This is a genomic window from Staphylococcus sp. HMSC034G07, from assembly GCF_001835975.1.
Classification (GTDB): Bacteria; Bacillota; Bacilli; order Staphylococcales; family Staphylococcaceae; genus Staphylococcus; species Staphylococcus ureilyticus.
This window is the reverse complement of sequence record NZ_KV826609.1, coordinates 35,331-53,795: the sequence shown is the minus strand read 5'-3', so window position 1 is coordinate 53,795 and position 18,465 is coordinate 35,331. Positions and strand designations below refer to the sequence as shown.

19 protein-coding genes are annotated in these 18,465 nt (G+C 32.7%); 4 read left to right on the top strand and 15 right to left on the bottom strand.

Annotated elements, in window-relative coordinates:
* Positions 1 to 38: 38 nt before the first annotated feature.
* The 11 genes from HMPREF2586_RS08345 to HMPREF2586_RS08295 form a co-directional block, all read right to left on the bottom strand.
* Positions 39 to 1,112, bottom strand: coding sequence for an ABC transporter substrate-binding protein (locus HMPREF2586_RS08345; protein ID WP_064209099.1), 1,074 nt, complete (start codon positions 1,110 to 1,112; stop codon positions 39 to 41).
* Positions 1,109 to 1,921: an ABC transporter permease gene (locus HMPREF2586_RS08340; RefSeq protein WP_046207866.1), complete on the bottom strand. Its 813-nt coding sequence runs from the start codon at positions 1,919 to 1,921 to the stop codon at positions 1,109 to 1,111. Before HMPREF2586_RS08340 ends, HMPREF2586_RS08345 begins: the two co-directional genes overlap by 4 nt.
* A gap of 5 nt (positions 1,922 to 1,926) precedes the next feature.
* Positions 1,927 to 2,730 (bottom strand): ABC transporter permease, encoded by an 804-nt coding sequence (locus HMPREF2586_RS08335; protein ID WP_070658346.1) that lies wholly within the window; start codon positions 2,728 to 2,730, stop codon positions 1,927 to 1,929.
* Entirely contained in the window at positions 2,723 to 3,817 is a 1,095-nt protein-coding gene (locus tag HMPREF2586_RS08330; RefSeq protein WP_064209101.1) for an ABC transporter ATP-binding protein, read from the bottom strand. The genes HMPREF2586_RS08335 and HMPREF2586_RS08330 overlap by 8 nt, the downstream gene beginning before the upstream one ends.
* An 11-nt stretch (positions 3,818 to 3,828) precedes the next feature.
* On the bottom strand, positions 3,829 to 4,368 hold the full coding sequence (locus tag HMPREF2586_RS08325) for a helix-turn-helix domain-containing protein (protein ID WP_064209102.1): 540 nt from the start codon (positions 4,366 to 4,368) through the stop codon (positions 3,829 to 3,831).
* 170 nt (positions 4,369 to 4,538) lie between these two features.
* A complete protein-coding gene (locus HMPREF2586_RS08320) occupies positions 4,539 to 4,811 on the bottom strand; it encodes a UPF0223 family protein (RefSeq protein WP_070658344.1) in 273 nt (90 codons plus the stop codon).
* Positions 4,812 to 5,044: 233 nt separating this feature from the next.
* Positions 5,045 to 6,451, bottom strand: a complete 1,407-nt coding sequence (gene lpdA / locus HMPREF2586_RS08315; protein ID WP_046207871.1) for a dihydrolipoyl dehydrogenase — start codon at positions 6,449 to 6,451, stop codon at positions 5,045 to 5,047.
* A gap of 3 nt (positions 6,452 to 6,454) precedes the next feature.
* A complete protein-coding gene (locus HMPREF2586_RS08310; protein ID WP_070658342.1) occupies positions 6,455 to 7,753 on the bottom strand; it encodes a dihydrolipoamide acetyltransferase family protein in 1,299 nt (432 codons plus the stop codon).
* A gap of 145 nt (positions 7,754 to 7,898) precedes the next feature.
* Entirely contained in the window at positions 7,899 to 8,876 is a 978-nt protein-coding gene (locus HMPREF2586_RS08305) for an alpha-ketoacid dehydrogenase subunit beta (protein ID WP_046207873.1), read from the bottom strand.
* Positions 8,877 to 8,879: 3 nt separating this feature from the next.
* Positions 8,880 to 9,992, bottom strand: coding sequence for a pyruvate dehydrogenase (acetyl-transferring) E1 component subunit alpha (gene pdhA, locus HMPREF2586_RS08300; protein WP_046207874.1), 1,113 nt, complete (start codon positions 9,990 to 9,992; stop codon positions 8,880 to 8,882).
* Between the two features lie 265 nt (positions 9,993 to 10,257).
* On the bottom strand, positions 10,258 to 10,884 hold the full coding sequence (locus tag HMPREF2586_RS08295; protein WP_046207875.1) for a YkyA family protein: 627 nt from the start codon (positions 10,882 to 10,884) through the stop codon (positions 10,258 to 10,260).
* 122 nt (positions 10,885 to 11,006) lie between these two features.
* Here HMPREF2586_RS08295 and def point away from each other — a divergent pair, with 122 nt between their 5' ends.
* Positions 11,007 to 11,558 (top strand): peptide deformylase, encoded by a 552-nt coding sequence (gene def, locus HMPREF2586_RS08290; RefSeq protein WP_046207876.1) that lies wholly within the window; start codon positions 11,007 to 11,009, stop codon positions 11,556 to 11,558.
* 53 nt (positions 11,559 to 11,611) lie between these two features.
* On the opposite strand, the gene HMPREF2586_RS08285 is transcribed toward def, so the two are convergent.
* Positions 11,612 to 11,884, bottom strand: a complete 273-nt coding sequence (locus HMPREF2586_RS08285) for a hypothetical protein (RefSeq protein WP_064209104.1) — start codon at positions 11,882 to 11,884, stop codon at positions 11,612 to 11,614.
* A 494-nt stretch (positions 11,885 to 12,378) separates the two neighbouring features.
* On the opposite strand from HMPREF2586_RS08285, the gene HMPREF2586_RS08280 reads away from it, so the two are divergent.
* Entirely contained in the window at positions 12,379 to 12,594 is a 216-nt protein-coding gene (locus tag HMPREF2586_RS08280; RefSeq protein WP_046207878.1) for a DNA-dependent RNA polymerase subunit epsilon, read from the top strand.
* Entirely contained in the window at positions 12,594 to 14,465 is a 1,872-nt protein-coding gene (gene rnjA / locus HMPREF2586_RS08275; protein WP_064209105.1) for a ribonuclease J1, read from the top strand. Before HMPREF2586_RS08280 ends, rnjA begins: the two co-directional genes overlap by 1 nt.
* 228 nt (positions 14,466 to 14,693) lie before the next feature.
* Here rnjA and HMPREF2586_RS08270 read toward each other — a convergent pair whose 3' ends face one another.
* The 3 genes from HMPREF2586_RS08270 to HMPREF2586_RS08260 all read right to left on the bottom strand — a co-directional run bounded on the left by HMPREF2586_RS08270 (position 14,694) and on the right by HMPREF2586_RS08260 (position 17,811).
* Entirely contained in the window at positions 14,694 to 15,353 is a 660-nt protein-coding gene (locus tag HMPREF2586_RS08270; protein WP_019467854.1) for a potassium channel family protein, read from the bottom strand.
* An 89-nt stretch (positions 15,354 to 15,442) separates the two neighbouring features.
* Positions 15,443 to 16,459 (bottom strand): cytochrome d ubiquinol oxidase subunit II, encoded by a 1,017-nt coding sequence (locus HMPREF2586_RS08265; protein WP_046207932.1) that lies wholly within the window; start codon positions 16,457 to 16,459, stop codon positions 15,443 to 15,445.
* A complete protein-coding gene (locus HMPREF2586_RS08260) occupies positions 16,459 to 17,811 on the bottom strand; it encodes a cytochrome ubiquinol oxidase subunit I (protein WP_064209106.1) in 1,353 nt (450 codons plus the stop codon). The genes HMPREF2586_RS08265 and HMPREF2586_RS08260 overlap by 1 nt, the downstream gene beginning before the upstream one ends.
* Positions 17,812 to 18,011: 200 nt before the next feature.
* Here HMPREF2586_RS08260 and HMPREF2586_RS08255 point away from each other — a divergent pair, with 200 nt between their 5' ends.
* Positions 18,012 to 18,251 (top strand): glutaredoxin family protein, encoded by a 240-nt coding sequence (locus tag HMPREF2586_RS08255; protein WP_046207881.1) that lies wholly within the window; start codon positions 18,012 to 18,014, stop codon positions 18,249 to 18,251.
* Positions 18,252 to 18,465 lie beyond the last annotated feature (214 nt).

Genomic DNA, 18,465 nt, shown 5'->3' with positions numbered 1-18,465 from the left:
ATATCGAATAAACGATAAAATAACTACTATACTACGCTTTAATTTAACGACATTTTAAAATTTAAAAAGCGTTCATTATATTCACTTAATGTATCCTTACCTAAATCTTTATAGACTTCTAATCTTGCTTGTGTACGTTTTGAAGGATAAAATCGTTCATCGTCTTTGATATTTTTTGGTAATTGTGCTCTTGCAGTCTTATTAGGTGTTGCATAAGCTACCCATTCCGTATTTTGTTTACTATTCTGTGCATCTAACATAAAGTTGATAAACTTGTGTGCACCTGCTTTATTTTGAGCAGTCTTGGGAATAACCATGTTATCAAACCACAAGTTTGACCCTTCTTTAGGTACCACGTAATCAAAGTCGCTATTATTTTGCACAATTGGCGCTGCTATACCGCTCCACACAACCGCGATATTTGCTTCATGTTGTTCAAGCATCATAGTTATTTCATCACCAACGACACCTTTAATATTAGGACTTATTTGTTTCAAATCATGTTCAACTTCTGCTAAGTGTTGTGTTTTTTTATCATTTAAACTGTAGCCTAATTTGTTTAAACCTAAACCTATAACTTCTCTTGCACCATCCACTAATAAAATATCATTTTCATATTTTGGGTTATATAAACTTTCCCACGAATTAAAGTTATCTTTTGGATACACATTTTTATTATATAAAATACCAACTGTACCAAAAAAGTATGGTACTGAATAACGATTATCTCTATCAAATGACATGTTCATATAATCTTTATCTAAATTTTTTATATTTGGTATTTTCTCATGATTTAAAGGTAATAACAAACCTTCTTTTTTCATTTTTTCTATCGTATATTCACTTGGAAAAGCAACATCATAATTTGTTCCACCATTGCGTATTTTGGCTTCCATAGCCTCATTAGAATCAAACGTCTCGTACACAACTTCAATACCAGTTTCCTTTTGGAATTTTTTTACTAAACTTGGATCAATATATTCTCCCCAATTATACACATATATTTTTTCACCTGAAGCAGAGTGCTCTTTTTCAGTGAGTTTTTGACTTATCCATAGACATAGTAATCCAACAAAAATTGAGAGCAAGATTAATTGTAAAAATCGTTTCATTGTTGAGTCACCTGCTTCAATGCTTTATTTCGTTTGATAATTTTTTGTATCAAATAATATCCAAGAATACCTATGATTATTGTTATAAAAAGTATAGTCGATATCGCATTAATTTCCATACTTATACCTTTTCTAGCCATAGCATAAACTTCTACTGATAATACACTAAATCCGTTTCCCGTAACGAAAAAACTAACTGTAAAATCATCTAATGAATAAGTTAATGCCATAAAAAAACCGCCAAGAATTGCTGGGAATAAATGTGGTAACATCACTTTGTTTAACACTTGTAACTCAGTGGCACCTAAATCTCTAGCAGCATCTAACGTATGTGCATTCATTTCATATAATTTAGGCAACACAATTATCACTACAATTGGAATGCAAAATGCAATATGTGAAATGAGCACAGTGATAAAACCAAGACCTAACCCTGTAAAGTGACCAATTGCCGTAAACATAATCAAAAATGATGCACCAATAACAACATCGGAAGAAACCATTAGCACATTATTTAAAGTTAGTAATGAAATTTTTAATTTCTTATTCCTTAAATGATATAAAGCAATGGCTCCCATTGTTCCGACGACCGTTGCAATTGCAGCAGCTAATAATGCCACTGCAATCGTATTAAAAATAACCGATAACAATCTGTCATTGTTAAATAAAGATAGATAGTGCGCTAATGTAAAATGCTCAAAATGAATCATATTACCTGCTGAATTAAATGAATAAAACATTAAAAACAGTATAGGGATGTACAATACTGCAATTAATATACCGATATATAGTTTGCCATACCATTTCATATGATTCACCCTTTTCCATTTGTAGATTTATTATTTGTGATGATTAAGACAAATGCCATAAAGAGAATGAGAAATAATGCAATTGTAGAACCCATTCCATAATTTTGAATTACAAGAAATTGTTCCTCTATCGCCGTTCCAATATTAATCACTTTATTTCCAGCAATTAACCTTGTAATCATAAACAAAGAAAGTGCAGGAATAAATGTAACTTGCACTCCAGTTAATACACCTCGTTTAGTTAAAGGCATGATTACTTTTTTAAAAGTGGCTAAACGACTAGCACCTAAATCACTTGAAGCTTGTAATAAATTATTTGGTATGTCTTTCATATTATTAAAAATTGGTAAAATCATAAATGGAATATAAATATAACTTGCTACAATTATAAACGCTGGTCCTGTAAATAACAGTTCCGTTCTAGGTAAGTGTAAACTATATAATATTCGGTTGATAATACCATCATGACTGAACAACCCGATAAATGCATAGGTCTTTAGAAGTAAATTAATCCAAGTAGGTATAATTAATATCAATAACCATACATTCTGATGTTTTGATGTACGAATAAAATACGCCGCTGGATAACTAATAAGTAATGTAGTCAACGTAATAAGTACAGCGTACAATACAGAGTCCCATAACATCAAAAAATATTTGGTTGTCATCATTTGTTTATAATTTTCTAAACTAAAATCACCATGGATATCAATCATAGAAAAATAAATTAACAAAATAACTGGCACAACAATAAATAAAATCATCCACAAAATGTATGGTATAAATAAAAATCTATTTATTTTACGCATTATCATTTACCTCATAACTATTAATGCGTTTATCAAATTCTGCTTCAGTTTCACCCGGTACCATAATATGAATCGCTTCTGGTTCAAAATATAAACCTACTTTACTGCCTACTTCAGTTTTCTTTGTTGAATGCACCATCCACTCATAACCTTTTCTATCTACACAATTGATTTCGTAGTGCACACCTCTAAATAACATGGATTCAACAGTCACTTCAAATAACCCGTCCCCAGGAGATACTAATGCAATGTCTTCTGGTCTGATAACGACTTCAACTTGTTGTTGACTCGGAATTCCCATATCAACACACTTAAATGATTGATCGTAAATATTAACGACATAATCTTTGACCATCGTACCTTGCAAAATATTAGATTCCCCAATAAAATCAGCAACAAATCGATTTACTGGTTCATCATAAATATCAATCGGCGTACCAAATTGTTGTATTTTTCCATCTTTCATTACAAATATATAGTCACTTAGTGCCAATGCTTCTTCTTGATCATGTGTTACAAATATAAATGTAATGCCTAATCTAGATTGAATTTCTCTTAATTCATATTGCATTTCAGTTCTTAGTTTTAAATCTAGTGCTGATAATGATTCATCTAGAAGTAAAATCTCAGGTTCATTTACAATAGCACGCGCAATCGCAATTCTTTGCTTTTGTCCGCCACTCATGCCTTCTATCATTCTGTTTTCAAAGCCAGTTAATTTCACTAATTTTAAAGCTTCTTGTACCTTAGTTTTAATGACTTCCTTGTTTAATTTTTTTATTTTTAATCCAAATGCGATGTTATCAAATACAGTCAAATGCGGAAAGAGTGCATAATCTTGAAAAACTGTATTTACTTTTCTCTTATTAGCAGGAACTTGATTAATTGATTTTCCTTGATAAATGATTTGGCCATGATCAACTTGTTCAAAGCCTGCAATCAATTTGAGAATTGTAGTTTTGCCACAACCAGATGGACCTAATAGTGTATAAAAATGTCCAGATTCAATATTTAAATCTATGTTATCTAATATTTGAGTTCCATCGTAAGCTTTGCTTACCGATTCAAATGTCAATAAAGGGTTCATGTATTGTCCTCCTATAAATATGATGCTGTTGCAACAACCATCACTTTCACATCTTGTGACGTAAGGTTCTTTAACCTATGTATTTGGTTTGCTTTAAAATATAACGCGTCCCCTTCTTCAGCGTGATAATAGTCACTCCCTAATAAAAGCGAAACCTCACCTTGTAAACAATATATGAATGTGTCGGAATCTGAAGGATCAAAACTTTTATAAGATGCATTAGGTCTTAAAGTAAGTATTAAAGGTTCCATTTCGAAATTATTTGATTGTGTAATTGGCCAATTCAATAAATATCCTCTATCAGATTCATCATAGTGAATTTGCTCATTTTTCTTATATAACACCTTAGTATTCGCTGAATCATTAAAAAATTCACGAGGGGTCGTACCTAACACTTCTAAAATATTAAAAAAAGTTTCCATACTTGGTGAAGCGTGTTCACTTTCTATTTGCGAGACATATCCTTTAGATAAATCTGTACGTTCTGCTAACTCACTTTGAGTAAGTTGTTTAATATTTCTTAGATTTTTTAATTTTTTCCCTATCTTCATTTTGTCACCTTATTTTATAACTTCTACTTTTACACATTTAAAGCTTAATTGTTAATCACAACGTTAGCATGCTCTGCACAAAAAAACCATATTTTGTTTACTTTTATCAAACATTATGTTTAGTGCTTAATAAAAGTATCAAAATATGGCTAATATGACAATAGTTAAATTTATTCTGAGCTAAAATATTTTTGGTTAGAAGCATCTTTGACTGATTTTACAGCTTTGTAGCTATTATAGCCACTTTGCTTCTCAAATTCTTTAAATATTTGCTTTTCTTGAGCTTTACCTGGAACTATTTTTTTAAATTGACTGTAGCGTTCTAACAAAAGCTTGCCCTCAACTTTTGATTCGTAGTATTGCTCAATGGCATTAAAAAAAGTTACCACTTGCATCATTTCTTCATTTGTCCATTCAAGATCAATAGGATATGAATATTCCATATCATTACACTCCCTTTTGTTAACAAGTAGTTATCAAAATTTTAAAAAAGTAAAAAAAGAGCGGGACAGAAACCAATATATTAAATTGATTTCTTATTCCCGCCCTTTTTATTTGTTATATCCTTTAAATGTTTGAACATTGACTTGGAAGTGCGAGAACAGTGTTCCTGTTCATACTTCCTAATCACTTAAGTTAAAACGTCTAAAGCATAACAATTTGTGCTTATAAATTATTACATTGTATGAATTGGTAAACCTAAAGCTTTTTCAGCAGCTTCCATAGACATTTCACCTAAAGTTGGGTGAGCATGTACAGTTAATGCTAAATCTTCAGCATTCATACCAGATTCAATTGCTAAACCTAATTCAGAGATAATATCAGAAGCACCAGTACCAACTACTTGCGCACCAACAAGTGTATTATCTTCTTTAAGTGTTAACAATTTAACAAATCCAGTTGTGTCATCTAATGATAAGGCACGACCGTTAGCTGCATAAGGGAATTTAGAAGCTGTAACTTCTAATCCTTCTTCTTTTGCTTGGGCTTCAGTGTAACCTACTTGTGCTAATTCTGGTTCAGTGAAACATACAGCTGGCATACCAATGTAATCCACTTCTGATGCTTCTCCAGAAATAACCTCAGCAGCTACTTTCGCTTCATAGCTCGCTTTATGAGCTAATGGCAGCCCCGGAACGATATCACCAATTGCGAAAATGTTGTCGATAGAAGTACGGCTTTGTTTGTCTACTTCTAATAATCCACGATCTGCGAATTTAAGACCTAATTCTTCTAAGCCTAATTCATCAGTGTTTGGACGACGACCTACAGTAACTAATACATAATCAGCATCAATCGTTTGTTCTTCACCTTTAACTTCGTAAGTTACTTTAACACCGTTGTCTGTTTCTTCAGCAGATTTAGCCATTGCTTCAGTAACAATTTCAACGCCTTTTTCTTTCATACCTTTTTTAACAGGTTGTGTCATTTGTTTTTCGAAGCCACCTAAGATATCTTTAGCACCTTCTAAAATAGTAACTTCTGAACCAAAGTTAGCAAAAGCAGTACCTAGTTCTGAACCGATATAACCGCCACCAACTACTACTAATTTACCAGGAACTTCTTGTAAATTTAAAGCACCAGTTGAATCAATAACGCGATTGCCAAATTCGAAATTAGGAATTTCAATTGGTCTTGAACCAGTTGCAATAATTGCATGTTTAAAGTTATAAGTTTGAGCGCTCTTCTCATCCATAACACGTAAACTGTTGTTATCTACGAAATAAGCTTCACCTTTAACAATCTCTACTTTATTACCTTTTAATAATCCTTCAACGCCACCTGTTAATTTCTTAACGACTGACTGTTTGAATTCTTGAACTTTGTCAAATTTAAGTGAAACACTTTCAGCAATAACACCTAAATTTTCAGAGTTTTTAGTTTCATCATAACGGTGAGATGCGTGTAATAATGCTTTTGATGGAATACATCCAACGTTAAGACATACACCGCCTAATTCGCCTTTTTCAACGATTGTTACTTTTTGACCTAATTGTGCTGCACGAATTGCTGCAACATATCCTCCAGGTCCTGCTCCGATTACAATAGTATCTGTTTCAATTGGGAAATCTCCAACTACCATGTTTTACCCCTCCATTAATAATAATTCTGGATTATTTAATAAACGCTTGATATGGTTCATTGCATTTTGTCCAGTAGCACCATCGATTTGTCTATGGTCAAAGCTTAATGATAATGATAATACTGGCGCAGCTACAATTTCACCATCTTTAACGATAGGTTTTTGGGCAATACGACCAATACCTAAGATAGCTACTTCTGGATGATTTATCACTGGTGTAAACCATTGTCCACCTGCTGATCCAATATTACTAATAGTACAAGTAGCACCTTTCATTTCATCTGAAGTTAATTTACCATCGCGTGCTTTTACAGCTAATTCATTAATCTCATCTGAAATTTGGAACATAGATTTACGATCAGCATGTTTTACAACAGGGACTAATAAACCTCTGTCTGTATCTGCTGCGATACCAATATTCCAATAATGTTTGTGTACAATTTCGCCAGCTTCTTCATTAAATTCTGTGTTAAGCGCTGGATATTTTTTAAGCGCAGAAACGAGTGCTTTCACAACGTAAGGTAAGAATGTTAATTTAGTACCTTGCTCAGCTGCTACTTCTTTGAATTTTTTACGGTGATCCCATAATTCTTGAACATCGATTTCATCCATTAAAGTAACGTGAGGTGCAGTGTGTTTAGAATTCACCATTGCTTTTGCAATTGCTTTACGCATAGCAGGAATTTTTTCTGTTGTTTCTGGGAATTCTCCTTCACTAGAAACTGGCGCTGATTGTGCTGCGCTCGCAGAAGTTTCTTCTGAAGTTTCAGGTGCGCTCTCAGTTGAAGCTGCACTTGCATCTCCATTTAAGTATGCATCAATGTCTTCTTTCGTTGTACGTCCATTTTTACCTGAAGCTACAACGGCTTTAATGTTCACACCATTTTCACGTGCATATTTACGTACTGAAGGCATTGCTTTAACACGTTTGTTTTCATCTACATCTGCATCAGCTGATGATTGTGTCGTTGCTGCTTCAGAACTTTCTTCTTTAGCAGGTTCTGCTTCTGTTTCTTCTGCAGATTCACTGCTATCGCTACCTTTAAATTCCATATCTTCTGCATCAGGTGCGTCAATTTTAACAATTGTATCGCCGACAACAGCTACTGTACCCTCATCTACAAGTACTTCCTCTACTGTACCTGACACAGGTGATGGGATTTCTACTACAGATTTGTCATTCTGTACTTCAGCTAAAACATCATCTTCTTCGATATTATCTCCAGCTTTAACAAACCATTTTACAATTTCACCTTCGTGGATACCTTCACCAATATCGGGTAATTTAAATTCAAATGCCACGTTATTATCCTCCTAAAAATTCATATTTAGTCAAAAATTAGAAAATGAGAACGGAACTTATGATTCGCAATCTCATGCTGTTTTATTATTAATAATTGAAGCTGGGATAACATTTCAAAAGCTATCCCAAACTTATTAATATTTATTAAAATTCTAATGTTGCTTTTGCTTTTTCAATGATATCGTTTTTGTTTGGTAACCAAACATTTTCTGCTTGAGTAAACGGATAAACGGTATCAGCAGCAGCTACACGAGCAATTGGTGCTTCTAATGATAGGATTGCACGTTCAGCTAATTCAGAAGCAACTGTTGCTCCAACACCAGCTTGGCGTTGTGCTTCTTGAACTACAACTGCACGTCCAGTTTTTTCTACTGAAGCAACTAACGTTTCTAAGTCGATTGGTTGTACCGTACGTAAATCAATCACTTCCACTGAATGACCATCTTTTTCTAACTCTTCAGCAGCTTTTAATGATTCTTGTACCATGGCACCGTAAGCAATTAAAGTAATGTCATTACCTTCTTGTTTGACACTTGCTTTACCAATTTCAATTGTATACTCTTCTTCTGGAACTTCTTCACGGAAAGAACGATACAATTTCATGTGCTCTAAATATACAACTGGGTCATTACTTCTAATTGCAGAAATTAATAATCCTTTTGCGTCATAAGGGCTTGATGGAATAACTACATTCAATCCTGGTGATTGCGCTAAGATACCTTCTAAATTATCTGCGTGTAGTTCTGGAGTATGGACACCACCACCAAATGGAGCACGAATTGTTACTGGTGCTTGTTTTGAGTTACCAGAACGGAAACGTGTACGTGCAATTTGACCTGCAACAGAGTCAAATACTTCAAATACGAATCCTAAGAATTGGATTTCCATTACTGGACGGTAGCCTTGTGTAGTTAAACCTAAAGCTAAGCCACCAATTCCAGATTCAGCTAGAGGTGTATCAAATACACGGTCTTCACCGAATTCTTTTTGTAATCCTTCAGTTACACGGAATACACCACCGTTAACACCGACGTCTTCACCGAAAAGTAAGACATTTTCATCATTTTGTAATTCGGTTTTAAGCGCATTGTTAATCGCTTGAACCATTGTCATTTGTGCCATCGGTTACTTCGACTCCTTCTCTTTGTAGATTTCATATTGTTCTGCTAAATGTTGAGGCATTTCTTCATACATATTTTCCATTAAGTCTGTAACTGTTTGTTTTTCTGTATTATCCGCTTCTTTAATAGCAGTTTTAATTTCAGCTTTCGCACGATCGATTACTTCGTTTTCTTTCTCTTCAGTCCATAGACCTTTATTTTCTAGATGTTTTCTAAAACGAACTAACGGATCTTTTTTCTCCCATTCAGAATCTTCGTCTGAAGTTCTGTATTTCGTTGGATCGTCACCAGCCATTGTATGTGGACCATAACGATAAGTAATTGTTTCAATAAGTGTTGGACCCTCACCGTTCACAGCACGATCACGCGCTTCTTTAGTTGCTTGATATACTGCAAGTGCATCCATTCCATCTACTTGTATGCCAGGAATACCTACTGAAATCGCTTTTTGAGCTAATGTTTCAGCAGCTGTTTGTTTACTACGTGGCGTAGAAATCGCATAGTTATTATTTTGAATCACAAAAATTGCTGGCGCTTTGTAAGCTGAAGCGAAGTTAATACCTTCATAGAAATCACCTTGTGAAGAACCACCATCACCAGTATACGTGATTGCTACAGCTTGTTTCCCACGTTTTTTAAGTCCAAGTGCAACACCAGCAGTTTGTACATATTGTGCACCGATAATAATTTGTGGGCTTAGTGCATTAACACCCTCAGGCATTCTATTTCCTTTGAAGTGGCCTCTAGAGAATAAAAACGCTTCAGTTAATGGCAAACCTTGCCAAATTAATTGTGGTACGTCACGATAACCAGGAAGAATAAAGTCTTCTTGCTCTAATGCGTATTGTGAAGCTAATTGTGAAGCTTCTTGTCCAGCAGTAGGTGCATAGAATCCTAATCTCCCTTGTCTATTTAAAGAAATAGAACGTTGATCAAGAATACGTGTCCAAACCATTCTTTCCATTAATTCTACTAATTGCTCGTCTGATAAATCAGGTACTAGATCTTCATTAACGATATTACCGTCTTCATCCAAAATTTGGATCATTTCAAATTGAGATTCAGTATCTTTCAATACTTTCTCTGCATCGAATTGGGCTTTTAATTTCGGAGCCATTCAATTCACCATACCTTTCCCGTATAATAGAAATTCATTTTATCCTTTAACATTGTATCACAAAACTGTTTCACTGTTAAACAAATATGAAAAGTTCTGTAATACAGTAAATAGGTACAGTTTTAAAACTGTATCACTAATTTCAAACTTGCTGTACTATATTATTCTCAAGTTTCAAAGCGTCAATGTTCAAATGAATGTAAGCGCCCTCATTTATAATGCTATAGTTATTTACATTAAATTTCAAATTAATAGCATTTTCATGTTAATTTAAATTATCAACATCTTGTTTTTCTTTATTTACTTTTTCCATTGCGTCTTTGTATTTATTAAATGATTTGTCCATAGTTTTATATGATTTGGATACAGCTTCTGTTTTTTTATTCATTTCTTCTTGATTAGCTTGATCACGTGAGCCATATTCAAATAAATCTTTTTCTTTATTCATAATATTTTTATATGAATTTGCATAGTTATCATGTGCCTTATATTTATCTTTCAAAGCATCATTTAACTCTTTCACTTCTTTTTTCTTATCTTTGTCACTAATATTATCTAAATGTTTTTGAGCTTTTTTAAACGCTTCTTCTGAATTTTCTAAAGCATTTTCTTCTTTTTTAAATTCTTTTTTTCTTTTCTCAACATTATCTACAATTTTTTCAGAAGTTTGTTTTGCTTCTTGTTGGTCTTTACCATTGATTTTTTTCACAAGTTTTTGTTTTTCTTGCTCTAGTTCGTTAAGTTTTTTGCCTACTGAAGAAACAGGCTTTTCTTCATCAAATGCTTGTTGTATCTTTTCATTGTAATCTTTAATCTCACCTTTATCCGTTGTACATCCAGCTATAAGTACTGTGGAAGCTAGTATGGCACCAATACCATATTTAAATTTCATTTTGAAAAATCCTCCTTTTTCGTGTGCTATATTATATAATAAATTTTAATAAATCAAATGAATTACTGTATTTTATTTGGTAATCTTTGGTATATTTTATATTAAGGAAGGTGTATGAACAAATGTTAACAATGAAAGATATAATTCGAGATGGACATCCTACGCTACGCGAAAAAGCTAAAGATGTCGAGGTTCCATTATCAAATGAAGATAGAGAAACATTAAAAGCTATGAGAACATTTTTAATAAATAGTCAAGATGAAGAAACTGCTAATAAATATGGTCTTCGTTCTGGTGTCGGACTTGCAGCGCCACAGATTAATATTTCTAAAAAAATGATTGCGGTTTATTTACCGGATGATGGCGAAGGTAAAAGTTATGACTTGATGTTAGTGAATCCTAAAATTATGAGTCATAGCATTCAAGAAGCTTATCTACCTACTGGTGAAGGGTGCTTAAGCGTAGACGAAAATATACCAGGCCTAGTACACCGTAAATATAGAGTTACTGTTAAAGCAAAAGATATAGATGGTAACGATGTCAAATTACGTTTAAAGGGTTATCCAGCCGTTGTAGTTCAACATGAAATAGATCATATTAATGGCATCATGTTTTATGATCACATAGATTCAGAACATCCATTGCAACCTCATGAAGATGCAGTAGAAGTATAAAAAAAGAACTGTTAGTAAACGTGCCAATCGCGTACGCTTACTAACAGTTCTTTTTACATAAAGTCGTCTCTTCTTTCATGGTATATAATATTGAGCTCTTGTAACTCTTTTTTCAAAGCATTTAATTCTTGAATATCAATAAATACAGGGTCATGATTGTGTTTCACATAATTTTGATCTTCATTTACAGTGTCAATGATTTCATTATAATTGAAAAACATGATAACTTGTTCCGCACGTATTTCAAATGTAATATCTTGAAAGACCTTGTCAGTTCGTTGTTTCTCACTTTTAATATCTTCAACAATACGCTTCACTTTATCCATAGCAATCATCCTCATCTCGTCTTTATTACTTTCTACTATTACTTTCTATTTTAAATTATTAATTATTATATTTCCTTTTAATCATAATTAATTTTTATTATTGACTCAAGCTATATGATGATTCATTTAATATTTGAATATATGTAGCCTAAATTTACTTAGTTAAATACCTTTTATAAAGTGAATCACTTTTTTCTACATATTAAGCTTTAGCAGAAAATAAAACTGCTTTATTTATTCTACTACATCATGTAAAATGAGAAATAACTGAAAACATACGAATATGTTCTATTTGTATTTTTCTATACGAACGAATTTAAAATGACCCTAGAAACATACTGGGCAACTGCTCATATGTTCTCTTTATATAAAACGTAGTTTCAATTCACTTTTAGTGAAATTTATTTTATTTAAAATTGAGAAACTCACAAAATATTATACATTTCAGGGTTTATATAAATAATCTAACTAAAACTTAGGAGGAAATAGATATAATGGCAGTATTTAAAGTATTTTTTCAACATAACAAAGATGAAGTAGTCGTAAGAGAACACACACAAACAATTTATGTTGAAGCTCAATCAGAAGAACAAGTAAGAAGATATTTGAAAGACCGTAATTACAATATCGAGTTTATTACTAAACTTGAGGGCGCACATTTAGAATATGAAAAACAATCAGATCATTTTAATGTGGAGCAAGCTGAGTAATGAAACAAATTCATAAAAATGAAGTTGCGGTATATGCCCTTGGTGGCTTAGGTGAAATCGGAAAAAACACTTATGCCGTAGAATATCAGGATGAAATCGTAATTATAGATGCAGGTATCAAATTCCCTGATGATAATTTATTAGGAATTGATTACGTGATTCCTGACATTACTTATTTAGAACAGAATCAAGACAAAATAGTTGGTCTGTTCATAACACACGGCCACGAAGACCATATAGGTGGTGTGCCCTACCTATTAAAACAAATAAACGTGCCTATATATGGTGGACCATTAGCTTTAGGTTTAATCAGAAATAAATTAGAAGAACATCACTTGTTAAGAACAACAGAACTTGTTGAAATCGAAGAAAGTTCTGTTATTAAATCTAAACATTTCGAAGTTTCATTCTATTTAACAACACATAGTATCCCAGAATCATATGGTGTTATCGTTAATACACCAGAAGGCAATATTGTTCATACTGGTGATTTCAAATTTGACTTTACACCAGTTGGTGAACCAGCAAATATTGCGAAGATGGCAAAACTTGGAGAAGAAGGTGTCCTTTGTTTACTTTCAGACTCTACCAATTCATTAGTTCCTGACTTTACATTGAGTGAGCGTGAAGTTGGCCAAAATGTTGAAAAGATATTCCGTAATTGTAGCGGTAGAATCATCTTTGCTACTTTTGCATCTAATATCTATCGTGTTCAACAAGCTGTTGAAGCTGCAATTAAACACAATCGTAAAATTGTAACTTTTGGTCGCTCAATGGAAAACAATATTAAAATTGGTATGGAACTCGGTTATATTAAAGCACCACCTGAAACTTTTATAGAACCAAATAAAATTAATAGTGTGCCTAAACATGAATTACTAATTTTATGTACTGGGTCACAAGGTGAACCAATGGCGGCTCTATCAAGAATTGCTAATGGTACACACAAACAAATTAAAATTATTCCAGAAGACACTGTAGTATTTAGTTCTTCACCTATTCCAGGTAATACTAAAAGTATTAACCGCACTATAAATGCATTATACCGAGCAGGTGCTGAAGTCATACACAATAAGGTATCAAATATTCACACATCTGGTCACGGATCTAAAGGCGATCAACAATTAATGTTACGCTTGTTACGTCCAAAATTCTTCCTCCCAATTCATGGTGAATATCGCATGTTAAAAGCACATGGCCAATCAGGAATTGAATGTGGTGTGGAACCAGACAACGTGTTTATCTTTGACATCGGTGATGTTTTAGCTTTAACACATAATTCAGCTAGAAAAGCTGGAAGAATACCATCTGGCAATGTTTTAGTGGATGGTAGCGGTATTGGAGATATCGGAAACGTAGTTATCCGAGATAGAAAACTATTGTCAGAAGAAGGCCTAGTCATCGTCGTTGTTAGTATAGACTTTAAAACGAACAAATTACTATCTGGTCCTGACATCATTTCTCGTGGTTTTGTTTATATGCGTGAATCTGGTCAATTAATTTATGATGCCCAAAGAAAAATCAAAACAGATGTTATTTCTAAACTGAATCAAAATCCAGAAATACAATGGCATCAAATTAAATCATCAATCATTGAAACACTACAGCCGTATTTATTTGAAAAAACTGCACGTAAACCAATGATTTTACCAGTGATCATGAAGGTAAATGAAGATAATACATCTTCTCAAAATAAAAAAACACAAAATAAACCAAATCAGAAAAAAGACAATTCAAAAAAACACAATAGTAAATCTCAAAACAAAAATACAAAAGATACTAACAACAAAGATAATAAAAACATCGCTCAGAAAGCAAAACAAAAACAAAAAAATGATGGTAACCAAACGGACCAATCAACCAAATCATAATCAAACTCAATGCCTCATCCATTTGTAATGGATGAGGCATTTTTATATTAAACACTTGCTATTTTGACTGAGTACATTAATTAAAAGTTAAGTTTGAACCTTCGTATAACTTGTCTATTCACAAATATCAAAATCCCTTAAAGAATACACTTTACACAAAAAAGAAGAGTGTGGGACATCACTCACTGTTCTGTTCCACCTCTTCTACGTTAGTTCATATATTAATTTTTATCTTACTACCTTTTTTTCAAATCGGTTTAAGTCATTATCATGACCAATCATAATTAAAATATCCCCAATTTCAATATTTATGTTTGGGTCTGGAGATACGATAATGTCTCTACCTCTTTTAATGGCAATAATACTTATACCATATTGCGCTCTAATATCTAATTCTATAATGGTTTGTCCTGCCATTTTTTCACTAACTTTAATTTCTACTATTGAGTGTTCATCTGCTAGTTCTAAATAATCTAAAACACTAGCACTAGCTACATTATGTGCAATTCTCCTACCCATATCTCTTTCAGGATGAACAACGGTATCTGCACCAATTTTATTTAAAATTTTTGCATGATAATCATTTTGAGCTTTTGCCGTTACTTTCTTAACACCTAACTCTTTTAAAATTAAAGTCGTTAACGTACTCGATTGAATATTTTCACCAATTGCAACAATTACGTGATCAAAATTTCTAATGCCTAAACTTTTCATCACAGCTTCGTCAGTTGTGTCAGCAATTACCGCATGTGTGGCAATATCACTATATTCATTCACACGCGCTTCATCCATATCAATCGCCATAACATCCATATCTAAAGCATTTAATTCTCTAACAATACTACCGCCAAAACGACCTAAACCTATAACCACATATTCTTTATCCATATGCGTCCTCCAAAAATAAGATAATTGAAATATATCAAATATCCGTAGCTTAAACAATAAACATCGCTACTATATTTAAGTATATTCGCCTATTTTTTACCTTCAACATATTTTTTATCAAAAACAAATAATCTCAATAATAATATTAGCGATGGAATTAGTAAAAGTAAACCTAAAATAAATGCGATGATTAAAGCAATAGCCATCCCACTATTCACAACATGTTCATCTATACGAATATATGGATATAAAATGTATGGTAACTTACTTACACCATAACCGAAGAACGCAAAAGCCATTTGTAAAATAACTAAGACAAATGCAAAACCATGCCATTTTTTCATCAATGTGAGTAACATTGTACCAGCAAAACATAAAAAGCTGAGTGCAAACATCCACCAATAATCAAATACCGCTGTATAGAAATGCGTTTCATTTTGCAATCTTAACGATAAGAATACAAATAATGAAATAGCGATCATTGGTGGTCCCCAAAATAAGAACCAGTATCTTAATAAATCATAAGCTGGTTTATCATTCGCTTTAGAAGCATAATAAGTTAAAAATCCAGATGAAATATAAAGTACAGATATGATTGCAAGAAATACAACTGACCATGAATATGGACTTAACAATAATTCAAACCAATTTAAATCTAAATGGTTGCTTGAACCGGTAATATAACCACCCTCAGAAATCGTTAATGTAGTGGCTAATGCAGCTGGTATGAATAATCCTGCTAAACCATAAAGTGCAAGCCATGGTAGTTTTGTGTCTGGTCCATAGTTTTCAAAAGCATAAAAGCCACCTCTTATGGACAACAATATCAACGCAATTGATGCTGGTAAAAGCAACACTGTACCAAAATACATCGCGGAATCTGGGAAAAACCCAACCATTCCTACGAAGAAGAATACGAAGAAAACATTCGTTACTTCCCAAACCGGATTAAGGTAACGTGCAATCAAATGGTTTATTTTTTTATCTTGTTTTGTCAATTTAGCATGTAACGTAAAGAAACCAGCACCAAAATCAATTGATGCAACAATAATATAACAAAATAAGAATATCCATAGTACTGTGATACCTATATATGCGAATATCATCATGCATCACCTCTTTCCGATGAAGTTACTTCAAATTCTTTATATGCTGGTTTATTTTTAAACATCCTTATTAGTACATAAGAAGAAGTAACAATCAATATTAAATATAATATACCAAATAATATTGTTACGAACGTTAAACCACCTGCTTGAGTGGCAGCTTCAGCCACTTTTAGATAACCACGCACAATCCAAGGTTGACGACCTTGTTCCGTTAAGAACCAACCAAATTCTATTGCCAACATCGCTGCAGGTCCAGTTAATAAAGCGCCATATAGCATTGGTTTGGAATAAGTGAATTTCCGTAATTTTTTAAAGCATAATGTTAGTACAAAAGCAGCTGAAACAATTAAACAGAACACGCCCATCGACACCATTAAGTCGAAATAATAATGGACAATCATCGGTGGATGTAGTTCTTTTGGAAATTCATCCAAGCCTTTCACCTTAGTATTAACATTATTATCAGCCAAGAAGCTAAGTAGACTCGGAATTTTAATTGCACCAGTTACTTCTTGTGTTTCTTCATTTAAAGAACCAAAAAGCACTAAATCAGCATTGGATTCCGTATCAAAATGCCATTCATACGCAGCTAATTTTTCTGGTTGTTCTTGATGTAAAAATTTTGCAGATAAATCTCCTGCCAACATAGAACCTAACGTAAAGACAACGCCAAGTATCATTGTTAATTTTAAAGCTTTTTTATGATATTCTGCATCTTTTTTAAACTTATTTTTCACTAATTTGAATGCAGCAATGGCAGCTAGTACAAAAGCCATCGTCATAAAAGCAGTCGTTACAACGTGAAAAGATCTTATTAAAAATGAGTCGTTAAACATTGCTACCCAAGGTTCAACATTTATCATTTTACCATTTTTAATTTCAAAACCAGCCGGTGTATTCATAAATGAATTAACCGCTGTAATAAAGAAGGCAGAGAAAGAACCTCCAATAATCACTGGTATACTAATTAAAAAATGCGTCCATTTACCCTTAAATCTATCCCATGTATATAAGTATATACTTAAAAAAATCGCTTCAAAGAAAAATGCAAATGTTTCCATAAATAATGGTAATGCAATCACATGACCACCCATTTGCATAAATGTTGGCCATAGTAATGACAGTTGTAAACCTATAATCGTACCTGTTACAACCCCCACTGCCACAGTAATCGTATAACCTTTAGACCATCTTTTGGCTAACGTTATATAATGGGGATCATTCTTTTTAATCCCTAAAAACTCAGCAACTGCAAACATCAATGGTACACCTACACCTATTGTTGCAAATATGATATGCACTGCAAGTGTCATTGCAGTTAGAAAACGAGCTAATTCAACTGAATCCATAATATCACCTTTTTAATTTATTTGTGACAAAAATCACAACGTCCATTCATTATAAACCCAATGGCTATGTTTTAAAATTAGTTAAACTCAGAATTAAGTGACAAATTAATGACCAATTACATGTAATTTTATAGCTTGAATTATAATTAAAAGTCACTTACTATTAAAGAAAATGACTTTGTAGAAAGGATTGATGCTGAATGACTGATATCATCATTTACACACAAAATGATTGTCCTCCTTGCACCTTTATAAAAAACTATTTAACTGATAAAGGTTTTAAATATATAGAAAAAAACATTGCTAATCAGCAATATCGAAATGAAATGATTGATTATGATGCATTTGCAACACCCTTTATATTATTGAATGGTGAACCAATATACCAAGTTGATATGGATAAAATTAACCAAGTTTTAAATATTGAAACAACACATTAAATTTCACAACTCCATAAAATCATCTAAATCAACTAGGCTAATAAAGTAATTCATCGCTTTAGTTGTTTTAACTAACCATAACCTAATTTCAGCTATATTAAACAAAATGAGCAAGTAGATAGATGCTCCTTATCCACTGTTATATGTATATCTGCTTAGTATTAAAATAAATCGCAATATAACTAAAAAACTGGTAATCCATTATATAATGAAT